Here is a 15,415-nt window from a genome sequence, read left to right as displayed (position 1 = left end):
TAGGACTCGCGCGAGAGTCCTACCTTCACGCCGCGCGAGTCCTACGTTCAGGACAGGCGTGTCCTACGTTCGGGTACCCCGAGTTGAACGCTCAGGCGTCGAGCAGGCGGACCAGGCGGTCGGCCAGGTCGTCCCAGCGCCAGTTCGCGGTGACCCACTCGCGGCCCGCGGCGCCCATCTTGGCGGCCGTCCCGGGGTCGGCCAGCAGGGCGGCGACGGAGTCGGCCACCTCCGCCACGCCACGCCCGTCGACCACCCGTCCCGTCACGCCGTCGCGCACGGTCTCCGGCGCGCCGCCCGAACGCCCCGCCACGACCGGCAGGCCGGTGGCCGACGCCTCCAGGTACACGATCCCCAGGCCCTCGACGTCCAGACCACGCCCACGCGTCCGGCACGGCATCGCGAACACGTCACCGGCGTTGTAGTGCGCGGGCAGCTCCTCCCACGGCACCGACCCGGTCAGCACCACGTGCTCCGACACGCCGACCGACGCCGCCAGCCGCTCCAACGTCCCCCGGTACGGCCCACCGCCCACCAGCAGCAACGCCGCGTCCGGCACCTGCCGCCGGATCTCCGGCAACGCGCGCACCAGCACGTCCTGCCCCTTGCGCGGCACGAGCCGCGACACGCACACCACCACCGGCCGGTCGCCCAACCCGTACCGCGCGCGCACCTCCGCCCGTGCGGCGGGGGAAGGCGCGAACACCGACGTGTCCACCCCCGAGGGCAGGTGCTCCAACGCCGCCAACGGCCCGAACGCCGCCGCGAACCGCGACCGCGTGTACCGGCTCACGAACGTCACCACGTCCGCGTCCGACCCGATCCGCCGCAACGCCTGCCGCGCGCCCGGCAGCATCGACCACCCGACCTCGTGCCCGTGCGTCGACGCCAGCACCCGCGACGCACCGGCGGCACGCAGCCGTGACGTCATCAACGCCAACGGCGCCGCCGCACCGAACCACACGGCGTCGCAGCGCGCCCCGCGCAGGATGTCCGACGCCCGCCGCACGACGTCCGGCGTGGGCAGCATCAACGTCCCGGGGTGCCGCACCACCTCGAACGGCTGCGCCGCGTCGAACTCCGGGTGCGAGCCGGCCGGCGACTCCCACGACGGCGCGTACACCACCAGCTCGGGCAGCCGCACGGCCAGCGCGTGCAGGTAGGCCTGGATTCCGCCGGGCCGTGGCGGGAAGTCATTGGTCACCAACAGGGTCCGACGCACGCGACCACGTTACGGGAACGACCGCCGCAGGAACTCCCGCCACCCGCGCACCAGCGCCGCGGCGTCCCCGCCGGTGACCTCCAGCAGCACGCCGTCCACTTCGGACGCCCGAACCCGGGCCAGCCGCCGGTACAGCGCCACCAGGCCCGGCTCGCCGAGCGACGACGCCAGGTGCAGGTTCAGCGACCACGCCTCCTGGTAGGCCAGCTCCATCCCGGCGCCGCGGAAGTCGGCGTCCGAGGGCAGGGCGTCGGGCAACGACTGCCGCACCCGCGCGGCGAGCAGCGGCGCGGCCTTGGGCGGCGGCACGTCGCTGCGCCGGTAGCCCACGTAGTCGGCGAACCCCTCCAGCACCCACATCGGCGCGCCGTCCACGGTCTCGCCGCGCGCCGCGACGTGCGTGATCTCGTGCCGCAGCAGCACCCGCAACGCCAACGGCGACAAGGCCCCCGCGCTGTCCGGGTTCAGCACCACCCGTTGACCTCGGGCGGTGTGCGTGTCCGGGTCCACCCGGTCGGCCACCGCGACGCCCGCGATCGCGCCGGTGGCGAACCCCGGCCCGACCAGCGCGACCATCTCGGCCGGGCTCGCCGGGATCAGCACGGCCACCTGACGCGCCCACGCCTGGCCCCACACCTCGGTCACCGCCGTGACGGCGCCGGCCAGCTCCGCCAGCACCCGGCCGGCCAGCACCTCGCCACCGGGGTGGCTCAGCACGAACCCGCCGGTGCCGGCGAGCACGTGGCTCGGACCGAAGTCCCACGGCCCGCGCCAGGTGCGCTTGCCCAGCGGCTCCAGCGCGGTGTCGGAGTTGAGGTACCAGCGGCCGTCGCGCCGGGTGAACAGGTAGGCCATGTCCTGGCTGCTCGGCTCCACGTCCACGCCGCGCAGCCGGTACGACAGCCGCACCTCCGGGGCCCACACCTCGTCGGCGGCGGGCAGGTCGAGCTGGGCGAGGTCGGCCTCCGACCCACCCGGGGCCGGGTACTCCCACTCGGCCAGGGGCACCGGGGCGAGGTTGCGGAACAGGTCGCGCTGCCGCTGCCGGAACGCGGCGTCGGCGAGGGGGTCGAGGTCCGCGGTGAACGCCGGCTCGTCCCGCTCCAGCACCGCCCGCGCCCGCCGTTCGAGCAACGCCCGCACGGCGTCCGCACGAGAGGGTGCGGCCGACGCCGGCGCGGACGGGGTCGCCGGGACCACGGCCGTGACCAGCCCGGCGAGGAACGTCACGGCCACCAACGCGGCCAGCACACCCCGAAAGCGGCTCACGAGCCTCCAAAGTCAACGGCAGGGCCACCCCCCACTGAGGATGGCCCTGCCGGACGCGACTGTCAGCCCGCGATGCGCCGCATCGCGTAGATGCTGCCGGGGTTCTCCAGCGGCACGACCTTGACCGGGACGCCGTCGGTGGAGGCGTGCACGACCCGCCCGTTGTCCACCGCCATGCCCACGTGGTTGCCGCCGTTGTAAATGATCAGGTCGCCCGCCTGGACCTCGCCGCGGCTGACCGGACGCCCGGCGCCCGCCTGGCCGCCGGAGGTGCGCGGGATGGACACCCCGGCGTAGGCGTACGCCTTCGACGTCAGGCCGGAGCAGTCCCAGCGGTCCGGACCGGTCGCGCCGTACAGGTACATGTCGCCCTGCTGGTCCAGCGCGAACTGCAGCGCGGCACCAGCCGCGCCCGCGGGCACGTTGGTGGTGACCTTCTCACCGGTGCTGGTCAGCGTGGTGCGCTCGGACGTGGTCAGCCGGTTCAGCTGGTTCTTGACCTCGGTGATCTGGCCCTGCAACTCGTCGTTGCGCTTCTTGACGTCGTCGGCGATCTTGATCGCCTCGTCGGTCGCGGCCTGCGCGCGGGCCTGGGCGTCCGCCGCCTTCTGCCGCGCGTCCTCCGCGGCGTCGACCGCGCCGGAGAGCCGTTCGAGCGATTCGTTGCTGTCCGACGCGAGCACGCCGAGCGCGGACATGCGGTTCAGGAAGTCCTGCTGGGAGTCGGACACCAGCAGCGCCGACAGCTGGTTGAACCGCGCGCCCTCGAACGACGCCTCGGTCAGCTTGTCGACCTGGACCCGGAAGGTCTCCTCGTCGGTCCGCGCCTGCTCGCCCGCCTGGGTCGCCTGCGCCAGGTCGGCGTTGGCCTTGTCCAGCTCGGTCTGGTTGGCGGTGCGCTGCTCTTCGGCGCGCAGGAGCTCTTCGTTGAGCTTGGTGGCCTGCTCGGCCAGCTCGTTGTACTTCTTCAGCGCCTCGGAGGCGTTCGCGGGGGTGTTGGGCTGGGCTCCGGCGGGTACGGGCATGACGCCCACCGCGGCAGCGGCCACCGCCGTGGCCGCCATCGCCCCGCGCAGGCCGCGCTTGAGTCGTTGCGACGCCACAGTCGCGTGTGTCTCCTTCGTCTGATCCCGCCTGCCGACCGGGCGCGTGACGCGACCCGACACCTCTGTTGAGGGGACTTCCGGCTCGGCACCCCGACAGGCCGATTCGGCGGTGAACCCGCGTCGCGGCCCAGGATGGACCACTGCTCGCCGCGAGATCTCGGCTAGGTTACGAAAAGTGAGGTCCGGCGTCCACTAGCGGGGTAAGGAAATCACGCCAAGTTCACCTTTGTTCTCATACGGCCTAGCTGTGACCTGGTCGTGTGACCCCCGGTGGTGTTAAAAACACGATCTGTGTCACACCCGGCGTCACACCCTGCCCAGGCGGGCCAACAACACCGCCGACGGCACCGGGTGCGCGCCCCGCCGCCGGACGGAATCGGCCACCGCCCGGTCGGACGTCACCACGACCACCGGACGGCCCTCGGGCTCGGCGGTCACCAAGGCCCGGATCACGTCGTCGGCCAGCACGCCCGGATCGCTGAACAGCACCCGCACCCCGCGCGGCGCGGACGACGGCACGGCCACCACTCCCGCGCCGTCGAACACCAACGTCACCTCCGCGCCGGTGCGCGCCGCCAGCACCGCCAACTGGTGCACCAACCGGTCCCGCTGGTCCGACAGCGGCAGCTCCGGGTAACCCGTCTTGGTGACGTTGTAGCCGTCCACGATCAAGTGCACGGCGGGCAGCGCCAGCAACCGGTCCAACGCCGCCGGGTCCTCCACCCGGCCGACCGCGCCCTGCGCCGCGCTGGCCCCGCGCACCAGGTCCGCTGGCCGCGGGCCCGCACCACCGAGGGCCAGCTCCCGGCGCAGGCCGTTCACCGCGCCGTCCAGCGTCTCGACCAGCAGGGCCAGCCGCACCTCGTCGGCCTGACGCGCCTCCTTGGCCGACTGGCGCGCCACCTCGGCGTCCGACTCGGCCCGTTGCGCCTTGGCGCGCTCGTGCTCGGCCCGTTCGCGCTCGCGGTCCCGTTCGGCGGTCAACCGGCGCAGCTCGGCCCCGGCCTCCGCGCGCACCCGGTCGACCTCCACCGACGACGACTCGGCCCGGTCCTTGGCCTCGCGCAACCGCACGCCCTGCTCGCGCAACCGTTTGCGCAGCCGTTCCAGCTCGGCCTCGGACGCCTCGCGGATCTTGTCCACCGCGCCGCCCGCCTCGGCCCGCTCCGCCTTGAGCCGCTCCAGCTCGACCTCGAGCCGCTCGGCCCGCTGCACGGCCAGGTCGCGCTCGGAGCGCAGCGCCGCGTCCGCCACCCGCCTGCCGACCAGCTCGACGAAGTGGGACGCGACCTCCTCGCCCTGCAGGATCGCCGCCGCGCCCGCCGCCACCGGGTCGGGCGACGTCACCTCCAGCGCTCCCGGCCGGTTGCGGCGCAGCCACTCCACCACGGCGGCCCGGAAGTTCGCCGACGCCTTCAGGCCGCCGATCAGCACCGGCGCGCCCAGCCGGGCCCGCTTGGTGGGCGCGAACCGGGCGACGGCGCGCAGCGACTGCGGGATGTCGACCTTCGCCAGGTCGGCCAACGCGTCCGCGCTCAACTCCGCGAGCCGCGCGCGCAGGGGCTCGGGGAGGGCGGACCAGTCCACAGTGGACTCGACGGCCTGGTCTGGTGCCAGGTCGTCGGCGCCTGCCGCTGGCTCGATCGGGTCTTGCACCCGTACAGGCTAGCTGTGTCGTGTTGCGACGCCGTGCTCGATCACCGCTCGATCACCGCTCGGCCGCCCCCTCGATCGTCGCCCGGCCGCCGCTCGATGACCGACGCTCCTCGCCGGACTGTCGGTGGTGGTCGCTACCGTGCCCCGCGATGACTACTCAGCTCACGTTCGACGAACTGGGCACACCCCTGCGCGACACCACGTTCGTCGTGTTCGACCTGGAGACCACCGGCGGCCGGGCGGACGGTGACGCGATCACCGAGATCGGCGCGGTGAAGGTGCGCGCCGGGCGGGTGATCGGCGAGTTCAGCACCCTCGTCGACCCCGAGCAGGGCATTCCGCCGCAGGTCGTGGCCTTGACCGGCATCACCCAGATGATGGTGACCGGCGCGCCGCGGCTGACCACGGTGCTGCCCGCGTTCCTGGAGTTCGCCGCCGGCGCGGTGCTGGTCGCGCACAACTCCGGCTTCGACGTGGGGTTCATCAAGGCCGCCTGCGCCCGGCACGGGTACACGTGGCCCAAGCCGACCGTCGTGTGCACGGTGAAGCTGGCCCGCCGGGTGCTCAGCCGGGACGAGGCGCCGAGCTGCCGGCTGTCGGCGTTGGCTCACCTGTTCGGGGTGTCCGTGCAGCCGAACCACCGGGCGCTGATCGACGCCCGCGCGACCGTCGAGGTGCTGCACCACCTGCTGGAGCGGGTCGGCTCGGTCGGGGTGCACTCGGTGGAGGAGCTGGTCGCCTACCTGCCCGAGGTGACCCCGGCGCAACGGCGCAAGCGGACCCTCGCCTCGCACCTGCCGTCCACCCCGGGCGTCTACCTGTTCCGCGGGCCGTCGGAAGAGGTCCTCTACGTCGGCACGGCGTCCGACCTGCGGCGGCGGGTCCGGCAGTACTTCACCGCCAGCGAGGGGCGCAAGCGGCTGCGGGAGATGGTCTCGCTGGCCGTGCGGGTGGACGCGGTGGAGTGCGCGCACTCGTTGGAGGCGGAGGTGCGGGAGCTGCGGCTGCTGACCGCGCACAAGCCCGCTTACAACCGGCGCTCCAAGAACCAGGGGCAGGCGTGGTGGCTCGTGCTGACGGACGAGGCGTTCCCACGCCTCTCCGTGGTCCGCACGCCGCGTGAGGGTGCGCTCGGCCCGTTCCGGTCCCGGCGGCTCGCCGAGACCGCTCAGGAGGCGATGCTGGAGGCCGTGCCGCTGCGGGCGTGCTCGATCCGGATCCCCGCGCGCAACGCGTCCGCCACGCCGTGCGCGCTGTTCGACCTGGGCCGGTGCAAGGCCCCGTGCGCGGGACGGCAGTCGGTGGACGAGTACTCCCCCGCCGCTTCGGCGTTCCGCCGCCTGGTCGCCGGGGCGGACGTCGCGCCGCTGCGGGAGTTGACCGCGCAGATCGACGCGCTCGCCCTCGCGCACCGGTTCGAGGACGCCGCCACCCACCGTGACCGGATGTCGTCGTTGGTGCGCTCGCTGGACCGTGCGCAGCGGCTCGCGGGGCTGGCGGCGCTGCCGGAGGTGGTGGCCGCGCGCCCCGACGGGTCCGGCGGGTGGGAGTTCGCCGTGGTGCGGCACGGGCGGTTGGCGTCGGCCGGGGTGGCGCGGCGGGGCACGCGGCCGATGCCGGTGGTCGACGCGCTGGTGGCGTCGGCGGAGACGGTGATCCCGGGCGAGGGCCCGCTGTTCGGCGCGCCCGCCGAGGAGGTCGGCGTGGTCCTGCGGTGGATGGACCGGCCGGGGACGCGGCTCGTCCACTGCGAGCGGCCGTGGACGTCGCCCGCCTTCGCCGCCGGCGCGTGGCGGGAGTGGGTGGCCCTTGCCGAGGCAGGCCGCGACCAGTACCGGGTGGCGGGCCACTAGGCCACTAGCATGTGGTCGGTCGACACCCCGATGACTTGTGGAGGACCGCTGTGATCACCGCGATCGTGCTGATCCAAGCCGCCGCCGAGACCATCCCGGACGCGGCGCAGGCGATCGCCGACATCGAGGGCGTCACCGAGGTCTACTCGTGCGCCGGCGACGTCGACCTGATCGCCCTGGTCAAGGTCGCCCGCCACGAGGACCTGGCCGACCTGGTGCCCGGCCACATCTCCAAGGTGCCCGGTGTGCTGAACACGGACACCCACATCTCGTTCCGTTCGTACTCGAAGCGCGACACGGACGCGGCGTTCGCCATCGGTCTCGAAGACTCCTGATCGCACCGCACCCGCTGTAAGAGCATGTCCTCGCCGGACGGGCAGATCAGCAGGATGACCCCGACCAGGCGATCAAGCGCCGGGTCCGTCGTGGTCCGGGGTACGTGTCATCCCACCGACCTCCCTCCGGGCTACCACACGTATCAAGAGGGCGGCCCCCAGTCGACGCCGCAGCCAAACCTTCACCACGCCCCCTTGACACGCGCGGCAGGGCAAAGCCAGGTCGGCGGGATGACACGAACCCCTCTATTTGCAATAACCAGTGCTGGCAGTCAGCCCATAGCCGCACGCGGCCCACGCGAAACGACCCCGATCCGCCCCCATCGGCCCACTGGCAGGCCCTTCCTCCCAAAGGAGGGGTTCGTGTCATCCCGCCGACCTGGCGCAGCCCTACCGCGCGTGTCAAGGGGGCACATCCCACCCCACCAGGAACCTTTCCGCTGGAACCGCCCCCTTGATACGTGCGGTAGCCCTTGTGGAGGTCGGTGGGATGACACGGACTCCGGACCCACAACGGACCCGCAGCACAACCACCCGACCAGGGGTCATCCTGCTGATCTGCCCGTCCGGCGAGGACAAGCTCTTGAAGCTCTTAAACCCTTGAGAGCTCTTAAAGCACCGAAGACCGCAGGCAGAAGAACCGGCAGGCAGAAAAACCCCCGGACATGCGAAAGGCCCCGCACCACCACGGTGCGGGGCCTTGTCGCGTGACGTGACGATCAGTCCTCCGGCTGGGACGGCTTCCCGGCCAACTCGCCCGCCGACTTGTTCTCGGCGGTCAGGGCGTCCGCCGAGACACCGCGCTCGGCCCGCGCACGGGCCACGGCGGCGCTCTCCTCCGGCGGGTCCGGGGTGAGGAAGCTGCCCGGCACCGGGTGTCCGGCCGAGCCCAGCTTGTTCATCTTCTTCGGCACCGACGCGCCCTGGTAGGCCAGTGGCAGCGGGTGGCCGTGGTCGTCCACCGGGCCGAGCGGCTGGTGGACCTCGATGAACTCGCCGTGCGGCAGGCGCTTGATGATGCCCGTCTCGACACCGTGCTCCAGCACCTCGCGGTCCGCGCGCTGCAAACCGATGCAGATGCGGTAGGTGATGAAGTACGCCAGCGGCGGGACGAGGAGCATGCCGATGCGGCCCATCCACGTCATCGCGTTCAGCGAGATGTCGAACTTCATCGCGATGATGTCGTTGCCGCCCGAGAGCAGCAGCACCATGAAGTACGCGATCGCCATGGCGCCCAGCGACGTCCGGACCGGCACGTCGCGGGGGCGCTGGAGCAGGTTGTGGTGCGCGTAGTCCTTGGTCATCTTGCGCTCGATCCACGGGTACACCGCCGCGATGCCGGTCAGCAGCGGCAGTCCCAGCATGAACGGCAGGAACGGCTCCGGCACCGTGTAGTCGCCCAGGTAGAGCTCCCACGCGGGCCACAGGCGGATCAGGCCGTCCGTCCAGCCCATGTACCAGTCTGGCTGCACGCCCGCCGACACCTGGCCCGCGTTGTACGGGCCGAAGTTCCAGACCGGGTTGATCTGGAAGACGCCGCCCATGATCGCGGTGATCGCCACGACGACGGCGAAGAAGCCACCGCCCTTGGCCGCGAAGACCGGCATGATGCGCACGCCGACGACGTTCGTCTCCTTGCGCCCGACGCCCGGGAACTGGGTGTGCTTCTGGTACCAGACCAGGCCCAGGTGGACGGCGATGAGCGCCAGGAGGATGGCCGGGATGACCAGGATGTGCAGCGTGTAGAGCCGCGGGATGATCTCCGTGCCGGGGAACTCGCCGCCGAACGCCAGCCAGTTCAACCAGGTGCCGATCACCGGGAACGAGATCAGCAGCGCCGCCATCACCCGCAGGCCGGTGCCGGACAGCAGGTCGTCGGGCAGCGAGTAGCCGAGGAAGCCCTCGATCGCGCCCAGCATGAACAGCACGATGCCGATGACCCAGTTGATCTCACGCGGGCGCCGGAACGCGCCGGTGAAGAAGATCCGGAACATGTGGATCACGATCGCGCCCATGAACAGCAGCGCGGCCCAGTGGTGCACCTGGCGGACGAACAGGCCACCGCGGACCTCGAACGAGATCTCCAGGGTCGACTCGAAGGCCCGGGACATCGGGATGCCCTGCAGGTTCGTGAACGCGCCGTCGTAGAGGATCTCCTCCATCGACGGGTCGAAGAAGAGCGCGAGGTACGTGCCGGACAGCAGCAGGATGATGAAGCTGTACAGCGCGACTTCGCCGAGCAGGAACGACCAGTGCGTCGGGAAGACCTTGTTGATCTGCTTCCGGATGCCACCGGCCATGTGGAACCGGTCGTCAGCCCACTTCGCGGCACCACCGGCCACGCGGCCGGCAGCTCCTTGCCGCTTGGTCGGCGTGGTGATGCCGCTCATGACTTACGCTCCCAGAACGCCGGACCCACAGCCTCGATGAAGTCGCTGCGGGCAATCAAGTATCCGTCCTCGTCAACCGTGATCGGAAGCTGCGGCAGCGCCCGGGTCGCCGGACCGAACCGCGGCTTGCCGTAGTGGAAGACGTCGAACTGCGACTGGTGGCAGGGGCACAGGAGCAGGCCGGTGTGCTGCTCGTACAGCGAAGCCGGGCACCCGAGGTGGGTGCAGATCTTCGAGTACGCGTACACGTCACCGTAGTTGAAGTCCTCCTGGCCCGCACGCTTCACGATCTGCTGGTTCGGGCGGAACTTGAGCAGCAGGACTGGGTTGTCGACCCGCTTGGTGGCCACGACGAGCGCGTGCTCGTCGTCGCGCTCGGACTCCCGGAACGGGAAGACGGTCATGTAGCCACCGGCGTCCAGGTCCTCGGGGCGCACCAGGACGACCTCGTGCGGGTCGCCGGTGTAGTTGCGCAGGTAGACCTTCTCGCCGTTCTCGGCCTTCCAGCCGGTGTGCCAGAGGGAGTCCTTGCTGTCGCTGTCCGCCCACGGGTTGCGGATCAGGCCGCCCAGCGGCACGGCCAGGACGCCCAGGCCGAACACGCCGGCGCCGAGGCCCGCGGTGCGCTTGATGAGCGACCGGCGACCGATGGTGGAGCGGTCGCCCGCGTCGGCCAGCTCGGCCAGCACGGTGGCCTTGTCCACCTCGGTGGAGCCGCCGTCGTGGCGCTGCTGGACGGCCAGCTCCTCGGGGATGAACTTCTTCGTGTAGAGCAGCGCGCCGATGCCCAGACCCAGGATCGAGACGCCCAGGGTCAGGCCGATGACCGGCGTGTACAGGCTGTACAGGAAGTGGTGCTCGGTGTTCGGGGCCTCGTACTTCCAGGGCCACCAGATGAACGCCACGAGGAACGCGATGCCGGCGAGCGCGGCGATGGCGAACCACAGGGCCACCAGTCGCTCGGCGCGCTTCTCCGCGCGCGTGCCCTTGACCGGCCAGCGCTCCTCGTAGTGGACGATCTCGACGCCGTCCAGGTTCGTGCCGAGCTTGACCAGCTCATCCCTGCTCATCCCGGCGAGCTCTGCCTCGTCGGGCACGTTGGTCGGCTTCTCGCCGCTCATGCCTTGGCTCCGATCCAGAGGGTCACGCCGATCAGTGCGGCGATACCCACGATGAACGCGATCAGGCCCTCTGATACCGGCCCCAGGCCGCCGAGGGGGGCGCCGCCGGGGTTGTTGTTCCCGTCGGTCACCGACTTGATGTACGCGATGATGTCTTCCTTCTCCTCCGGCGTGAGCTGCCGGTCGGAGAACTTCGGCATGTTCTGCGGGCCCGTGAGCATCGCGGTGTAGATCTGCTCCTCGGCCACCCCGTCGAGCTCGGGCGCGAACTTGCCGGACGACAGCGCCCCGCCGCGGCCGGTGAAGTTGTGGCACGCCGCGCAGTTGAGCCGGAACAGCTCGCCGCCGCGGGCCGGGTCCTCGCCGCGCAGCGCCTCACCGCGCTCCTCGGGGGTCTGCGGGCCGCCGCCGCGGGACTGGATGAACGCGCCGATGGCGTCCACCTCCTCCGGCGTGAACTTGGCGGGCTTGCGCTGCGCCTGCGCCTCCTGGCGGGCCATCGGCATGCGGCCGGAGGACACCTGGAAGTACACGGCCGCCTCGCCGACGCCGATCAGGCTGGGTCCGCGGTCCTCGACGCCGTCGAGGTTCTTGCCGTGGCAGGTGATGCAGGTGTTGTTGTAGAGCTGCTCGCCCAGTCGCACCTGCGCCGGGTCGTCCTGCGCCTGCGCGGTCTGCGGCTGCGGCGCGAGGGCGCTGAACAGGAAGCCCGCGGCCAGCAGCGCGAAGCCCAGCGCGAGCAGGCCCGAGATCCGCCGGCGCAGCTTCGTGCCGCGCTTCCGGGCCCGTGTGGTGTTGGTGGTCATGTGTGCGGCAACCCTTGCTGGTGTGAGTTCGGGGTACGGGCTGGTCAGGGCACGATGTAGATGATGGCGAACAAGCCGATCCAGACGACGTCGACGAAGTGCCAGTAGTACGACACGACGATCGCGGAGGTCGCCTGCGCGGGCGTGAACTTGCTCAGCTTCGTGCGGACCAGCAGGTAGCCGAACGCGATCAGGCCACCGATCACGTGCAGGCCGTGGAAGCCGGTCGTCAGGTAGAAGACGGTGCCGTAGGCCGAGGCCGGGATCGTCGTGCCCTCGCTGACGAGGGTGACGTACTCACCGGCCTGACCGGCGACGAAGATCGCGCCCATGATCAGCGTCACGATGTACCAGCGGCGCAGGCCGAACACGTCACCCCGCTCGGCGGCGAACACGCCCCACTGGCACGTGAACGAGGACGCCACCAGGATGATCGTGAAGAACAGTGCGTAAGGCACGTTCAGGTGCGTCGGTGCTGGTGGCCAGTGCCCTTCGTTCTGGGCCTTCACCGTGAAGAACATGGCGAAGAGCCCGGCGAAGAACATGAGCTCACTGGACAGCCAGACGATCGTGCCGACGCTGACCATGTTCGGGCGGTTCAGCGAGTGCACGCGCTGGCCGATTGAGGGCGCTGCCGTTGTCACACGACGCATTATTGCTTGCAGGTTTTCGTCCCGCCCATCGGGTCCGGGGCACGTGCGCAGGTCATCTGGGTCACACACACGGTGAGGACGGTCATGGGGTTGTTGAGCCGGTTGCGTGGTCGACGGGCGCGGCGGGGTGTACCCGCACTGGGGATCGATTCACCCGGTCTGGAGGTGGTGGTGGAGGCGTTCGACGTCGCGGAGGCCGACTCGGCGGCGCTGGCCAGGTCGCCGCGGTGGCGGGCGGACGAGCCCGCGGTGCTGCGCCACCACCTCGAACTGCCACCTGACCAGGTAGAACGCGCGCGCGAGCTGCTCACGCCGGACGGGTGGACGCTCCGCCGGGAAGATCGCTGGCACGCGCTGCGGGTGCAGCGGTTGGACGCCTTGCACTGCGCGCAGGAACGCGCCCGGATGGCGAGCCTGGCCCAGCGGCTCGGCGGCGACTGGATCGGGTGGGACGCACTGCAAGTCACGCACCGTTAGCCGGATAGCATCGGGACCCACCTGGCACCCCGACCCGCCGGAGGATCGCGCCGATGAGCACGCAGACGACCAGGATCCTGGTGTTCAGCCACCGCCCCGAGGTGCGTGAGACGATCATCACTGCGGTGGGCCGCCGACCCGCGCCGGACCTGGGCCGCGTCGAGTACGTCGAGGCGGGCACGATCGCCGACGTCCTGTACGAGGTGGACAACGGCAACGTCGACCTGGCGATCCTGGACGGCGAGGCGCAGCCGACCGGTGGCATGGGCCTGTCCCGGCAGCTGAAGAACGAGATCACCGACTGTCCCCCGATCGTGGTGGCGGTGCGCCGCAGGGACGACCGGTGGCTGGCGACGTGGTCGCAGGCGGACGCGGTGCTGGTGCACCCGCTCGACCCGCTGGCCGCCGCCGAGACCGTGGCCGAGGTGCTGCGTTCGACGGCGCTGCCGGTCGTCCGGGGCTGAGGTCGCCGTGGAGCGGACCTGGCCCTTGCTGCTGAACCAGCTCGTCGACCGGGTCGACCTGTCCCAGGACGACACGGCGTGGGCCATGGACCAAGTGATGTCCGGCGCCGCGACGCCCGCGCAGATCGCCGCGTTCGCGGTGGCGCTGCGGGCCAAGGGCGAGACGCCGGAGGAGGTCGACGGCATCGCCACGATGATGCTCCGGCACGCCCGCCGGTTCACCGTGGACGTGCGCGCTGCGGACATCGTGGGCACGGGTGGCGACAACTCCGGGTCGGTGAACATCTCGACCATGGCGGCGATCGTCACGTCCGCCGCCGGCGTGCCGGTGGTCAAGCACGGCAACCGCGCGGCGTCGTCCAAGTGCGGCACGGCGGACGTGCTCGAAGCGCTCGGCGTGGCCATCGACCTGCCGCCGCTGGGCGTGCAGCAGACGGTGCGGGAGCTGGGCATCGGGTTCTGCTTCGCGCCGGTGTTCCACCCCGGTTTCCGGCACGCGGGCGCGCCGCGCCGCGAGATCGGCATCCCCACCTCGTTCAACCTGCTCGGCCCGCTGACCAACCCCGCGCAGCCGCAGGTCGGCCTGGTGGGGTGCGCCCGGGTGGCGTTCGCGCCGCTCATCGCGGGTGTCTTCGCCCGTCGGGGCAACACCATGCTGGTCGTGCGCGGTGACGACGGGATGGACGAGATCACCACGACCACCACGACGTCGGTGTGGGTGGCCGACGGCGGCGAGGTGCGGACCGACCGGATCGACCCGTCCGTCCTGGGCATCGCGCCGGCGCTGGCCGACGACCTCAGGGGCGGCGACGCCTCGGTGAACGCCGAGGTCGTGCGCGACCTGCTGGCCGGGAAGCCCGGCGCGGTGCGGGACGCGGTGCTGCTCAACGCGGCGGGCGCGCTCGCCACCCACGGCGGGCTCTCGGACGACCTGCACGCGGACATCGCCGGCGCGATGAGCCGGGCGGCGACGGCGATCGACTCCGGCGCGGCGGCGGACCTGCTGCGGCGCTGGGCGGCGCGGTCGGCGGAGCTGAAGGCGGCCCTCGCGGACGGCTGACCTCCGGCGGTCAGCCCAACCACAACCGTCAGCCGACCACCAACGGCCAGCCGACGTCAACGGTCCGCCCGCGACCCCCGGGAGCCGTAGGCGGACGCGGCGATCCGGGCGAACGAACGGATCAGCGGGCCTGGTTCGGCACCGACCCAGGCCACCACCAGGGGGCTGGGCGGCAGGTCGACCAGCGGCACCGTCGTGAGCCCTTCGGGCAGCGCGTGCCCCAGCGGCGCCAACCCCACCGTGCCGTTCCACAGCACGGCTTGCAGGCACTCGTGCGCGGTGCGCACCACCGGCCCGTCCCGGTCCTTCCCGCCGCTCCAGTACGCCTGCCAGACCGGGTCGGTCCCCTCCGGCAGGCGGAACCACCGCCGGTCGGCCAACTCGTCCGAGTGCACGCCCTCGCGGCCCGCCAAGGGGTCGTCCACGCGCAGGACCACGCCGATCGGATCGCTGCGCAGCACGTGCGTGACGATGCCCGTGACGTCGAACGGCGCCCTGGTGAGGGCCACGTCGACCAAGCCGGCGCGCAGTCCCGTGGTCGGGTCGGCGAAGTCGGCCTCGCGGATCCGGACGTGCACCCCGGGGTGGCGCGCGCGGTAGGCGGCGGCCAGTCGGGTGCCCGCCCGCTCGGCGCTGTCGGCGAGGGTGCCGATCGTGATGGACGCCGGGCCCGCCGCGGCGGCCACCCTGGTGCGGACCTGGTCGGCGCGGGCCAGCAGCGTGCGCGCCTCGTCGTGGAGCGACGCGCCCGCCGGGGTGAGCGCCACCCCGGCCGGTGAGCGGTGCAGCAGCACGTGGCCGAGATCGGTTTCCAGCTGCTTGATCGCGCGGCTGAGCGGCGGCTGGGTCATGTGCAGCCGGGCGGCGGCCCGTCCGAAGTGGAGTTCTTCGGCGACGGCGACGAAGTAGCGCAGCTCGCGGAGGTCCATCACCGGCGACGATACCCGGACGGTATCGGCGGTGCGGCATCGGTCTTGGACGGCTCCACCCGGTCCGGAGTGGA

The 15,415-nt window shown here is 71.8% G+C and carries 14 protein-coding genes; 5 read left to right on the top strand and 9 right to left on the bottom strand.

The features are described 5' to 3' along the window. Positions 1–91: 91 nt before the first annotated feature. The 4 genes from ACQPYE_RS08630 to ACQPYE_RS08615 form a co-directional block, all read right to left on the bottom strand. Positions 92–1,222 (bottom strand): glycosyltransferase family 4 protein, encoded by a 1,131-nt coding sequence (locus tag ACQPYE_RS08630; RefSeq protein ID WP_498720443.1) that lies wholly within the window; start codon positions 1,220–1,222, stop codon positions 92–94. A 9-nt stretch (positions 1,223–1,231) separates the two neighbouring features. Continuing rightward, a complete protein-coding gene (locus ACQPYE_RS08625) occupies positions 1,232–2,491 on the bottom strand; it encodes a basic secretory protein-like protein (RefSeq protein ID WP_498720442.1) in 1,260 nt (419 codons plus the stop codon). A gap of 62 nt (positions 2,492–2,553) precedes the next feature. Further along, positions 2,554–3,594: a C40 family peptidase gene (locus tag ACQPYE_RS08620; protein ID WP_498720441.1), complete on the bottom strand. Its 1,041-nt coding sequence runs from the start codon at positions 3,592–3,594 to the stop codon at positions 2,554–2,556. A gap of 309 nt (positions 3,595–3,903) precedes the next feature. Continuing rightward, the gene (locus ACQPYE_RS08615; RefSeq protein WP_498720440.1) at positions 3,904–5,253 is read right to left on the bottom strand and encodes an NYN domain-containing protein; all 1,350 of its coding nucleotides are present in this window, start codon (positions 5,251–5,253) and stop codon (positions 3,904–3,906) included. A gap of 149 nt (positions 5,254–5,402) precedes the next feature. Between ACQPYE_RS08615 and ACQPYE_RS08610 the strand changes: the two genes are divergently transcribed. Both ACQPYE_RS08610 and ACQPYE_RS08605 read left to right on the top strand, forming a co-directional pair. Further along, positions 5,403–7,106: a DEDD exonuclease domain-containing protein gene (locus ACQPYE_RS08610; protein ID WP_498720438.1), complete on the top strand. Its 1,704-nt coding sequence runs from the start codon at positions 5,403–5,405 to the stop codon at positions 7,104–7,106. 50 nt (positions 7,107–7,156) lie between these two features. Further along, the gene (locus ACQPYE_RS08605; RefSeq protein WP_498720437.1) at positions 7,157–7,441 is read left to right on the top strand and encodes an Lrp/AsnC family transcriptional regulator; all 285 of its coding nucleotides are present in this window, start codon (positions 7,157–7,159) and stop codon (positions 7,439–7,441) included. Between the two features lie 719 nt (positions 7,442–8,160). Here the strand turns inward: ACQPYE_RS08605 and qcrB are convergent. From qcrB to ctaE, 4 genes are read right to left on the bottom strand one after another with little or no spacing between them, the layout of a single operon-like run. Beyond that, positions 8,161–9,831 carry a cytochrome bc1 complex cytochrome b subunit gene (gene qcrB / locus ACQPYE_RS08600; protein ID WP_498720436.1) on the bottom strand — a complete coding sequence of 557 codons (1,671 nt, stop codon included), beginning with the start codon at positions 9,829–9,831 and terminating at the stop codon, positions 8,161–8,163. Then, complete coding sequence (gene qcrA / locus ACQPYE_RS08595) at positions 9,828–10,952, bottom strand: cytochrome bc1 complex Rieske iron-sulfur subunit (protein ID WP_498720435.1); 1,125 nt, start codon at positions 10,950–10,952, stop codon at positions 9,828–9,830. Before qcrA ends, qcrB begins: the two co-directional genes overlap by 4 nt. After that, a complete protein-coding gene (gene qcrC / locus ACQPYE_RS08590) occupies positions 10,949–11,758 on the bottom strand; it encodes a cytochrome bc1 complex diheme cytochrome c subunit (protein ID WP_498720434.1) in 810 nt (269 codons plus the stop codon). The genes qcrA and qcrC overlap by 4 nt, the downstream gene beginning before the upstream one ends. 44 nt (positions 11,759–11,802) lie before the next feature. Next, positions 11,803–12,411, bottom strand: a complete 609-nt coding sequence (ctaE, locus tag ACQPYE_RS08585; RefSeq protein WP_082404045.1) for an aa3-type cytochrome oxidase subunit III — start codon at positions 12,409–12,411, stop codon at positions 11,803–11,805. An 84-nt stretch (positions 12,412–12,495) separates the two neighbouring features. Between ctaE and ACQPYE_RS08580 the strand changes: the two genes are divergently transcribed. From ACQPYE_RS08580 to trpD, 3 genes are read left to right on the top strand one after another with little or no spacing between them, the layout of a single operon-like run. After that, the gene (locus ACQPYE_RS08580) at positions 12,496–12,888 is read left to right on the top strand and encodes a hypothetical protein (protein WP_498720433.1); all 393 of its coding nucleotides are present in this window, start codon (positions 12,496–12,498) and stop codon (positions 12,886–12,888) included. Between the two features lie 53 nt (positions 12,889–12,941). After that, positions 12,942–13,352, top strand: coding sequence for a hypothetical protein (locus ACQPYE_RS08575; protein ID WP_498720432.1), 411 nt, complete (start codon positions 12,942–12,944; stop codon positions 13,350–13,352). 7 nt (positions 13,353–13,359) lie between these two features. After that, positions 13,360–14,412, top strand: a complete 1,053-nt coding sequence (trpD, locus tag ACQPYE_RS08570; protein ID WP_498720430.1) for an anthranilate phosphoribosyltransferase — start codon at positions 13,360–13,362, stop codon at positions 14,410–14,412. A gap of 56 nt (positions 14,413–14,468) precedes the next feature. Here trpD and ACQPYE_RS08565 read toward each other — a convergent pair whose 3' ends face one another. Continuing rightward, the gene (locus ACQPYE_RS08565; protein WP_498720429.1) at positions 14,469–15,341 is read right to left on the bottom strand and encodes a LysR family transcriptional regulator; all 873 of its coding nucleotides are present in this window, start codon (positions 15,339–15,341) and stop codon (positions 14,469–14,471) included. Positions 15,342–15,415: the final 74 nt, after the last annotated feature.

The sequence above is a fragment of the Actinosynnema sp. CA-299493 genome (genome assembly GCF_050946825.1).
Lineage (GTDB): Bacteria > Actinomycetota > Actinomycetes > Mycobacteriales > Pseudonocardiaceae > Actinosynnema.
The sequence above is the reverse complement of the archived record's forward strand: the minus strand, read 5'-3'. Positions and strand labels throughout refer to the sequence as shown.

Excerpts from the sequence above, each read along its gene's own strand:
- ACQPYE_RS08610 (WP_498720438.1), top strand. The coding sequence starts at position 5,403 with ATGACTACTCAGCTCACGTTCGACGAACTGGGCACACCCCTGCGCGAC.
- qcrB (WP_498720436.1), bottom strand. The coding sequence starts at position 9,831 with ATGAGCGGCATCACCACGCCGACCAAGCGGCAAGGAGCTGCCGGCCGC.
- qcrA (WP_498720435.1), bottom strand. The coding sequence starts at position 10,952 with ATGAGCGGCGAGAAGCCGACCAACGTGCCCGACGAGGCAGAGCTCGCC.
- qcrC (WP_498720434.1), bottom strand. The coding sequence starts at position 11,758 with ATGACCACCAACACCACACGGGCCCGGAAGCGCGGCACGAAGCTGCGC.
- ctaE (WP_082404045.1), bottom strand. The coding sequence starts at position 12,411 with ATGCGTCGTGTGACAACGGCAGCGCCCTCAATCGGCCAGCGCGTGCAC.
- ACQPYE_RS08580 (WP_498720433.1), top strand. The coding sequence starts at position 12,496 with ATGGGGTTGTTGAGCCGGTTGCGTGGTCGACGGGCGCGGCGGGGTGTA.
- ACQPYE_RS08575 (WP_498720432.1), top strand. The coding sequence starts at position 12,942 with ATGAGCACGCAGACGACCAGGATCCTGGTGTTCAGCCACCGCCCCGAG.
- ACQPYE_RS08565 (WP_498720429.1), bottom strand. The coding sequence starts at position 15,341 with ATGGACCTCCGCGAGCTGCGCTACTTCGTCGCCGTCGCCGAAGAACTC.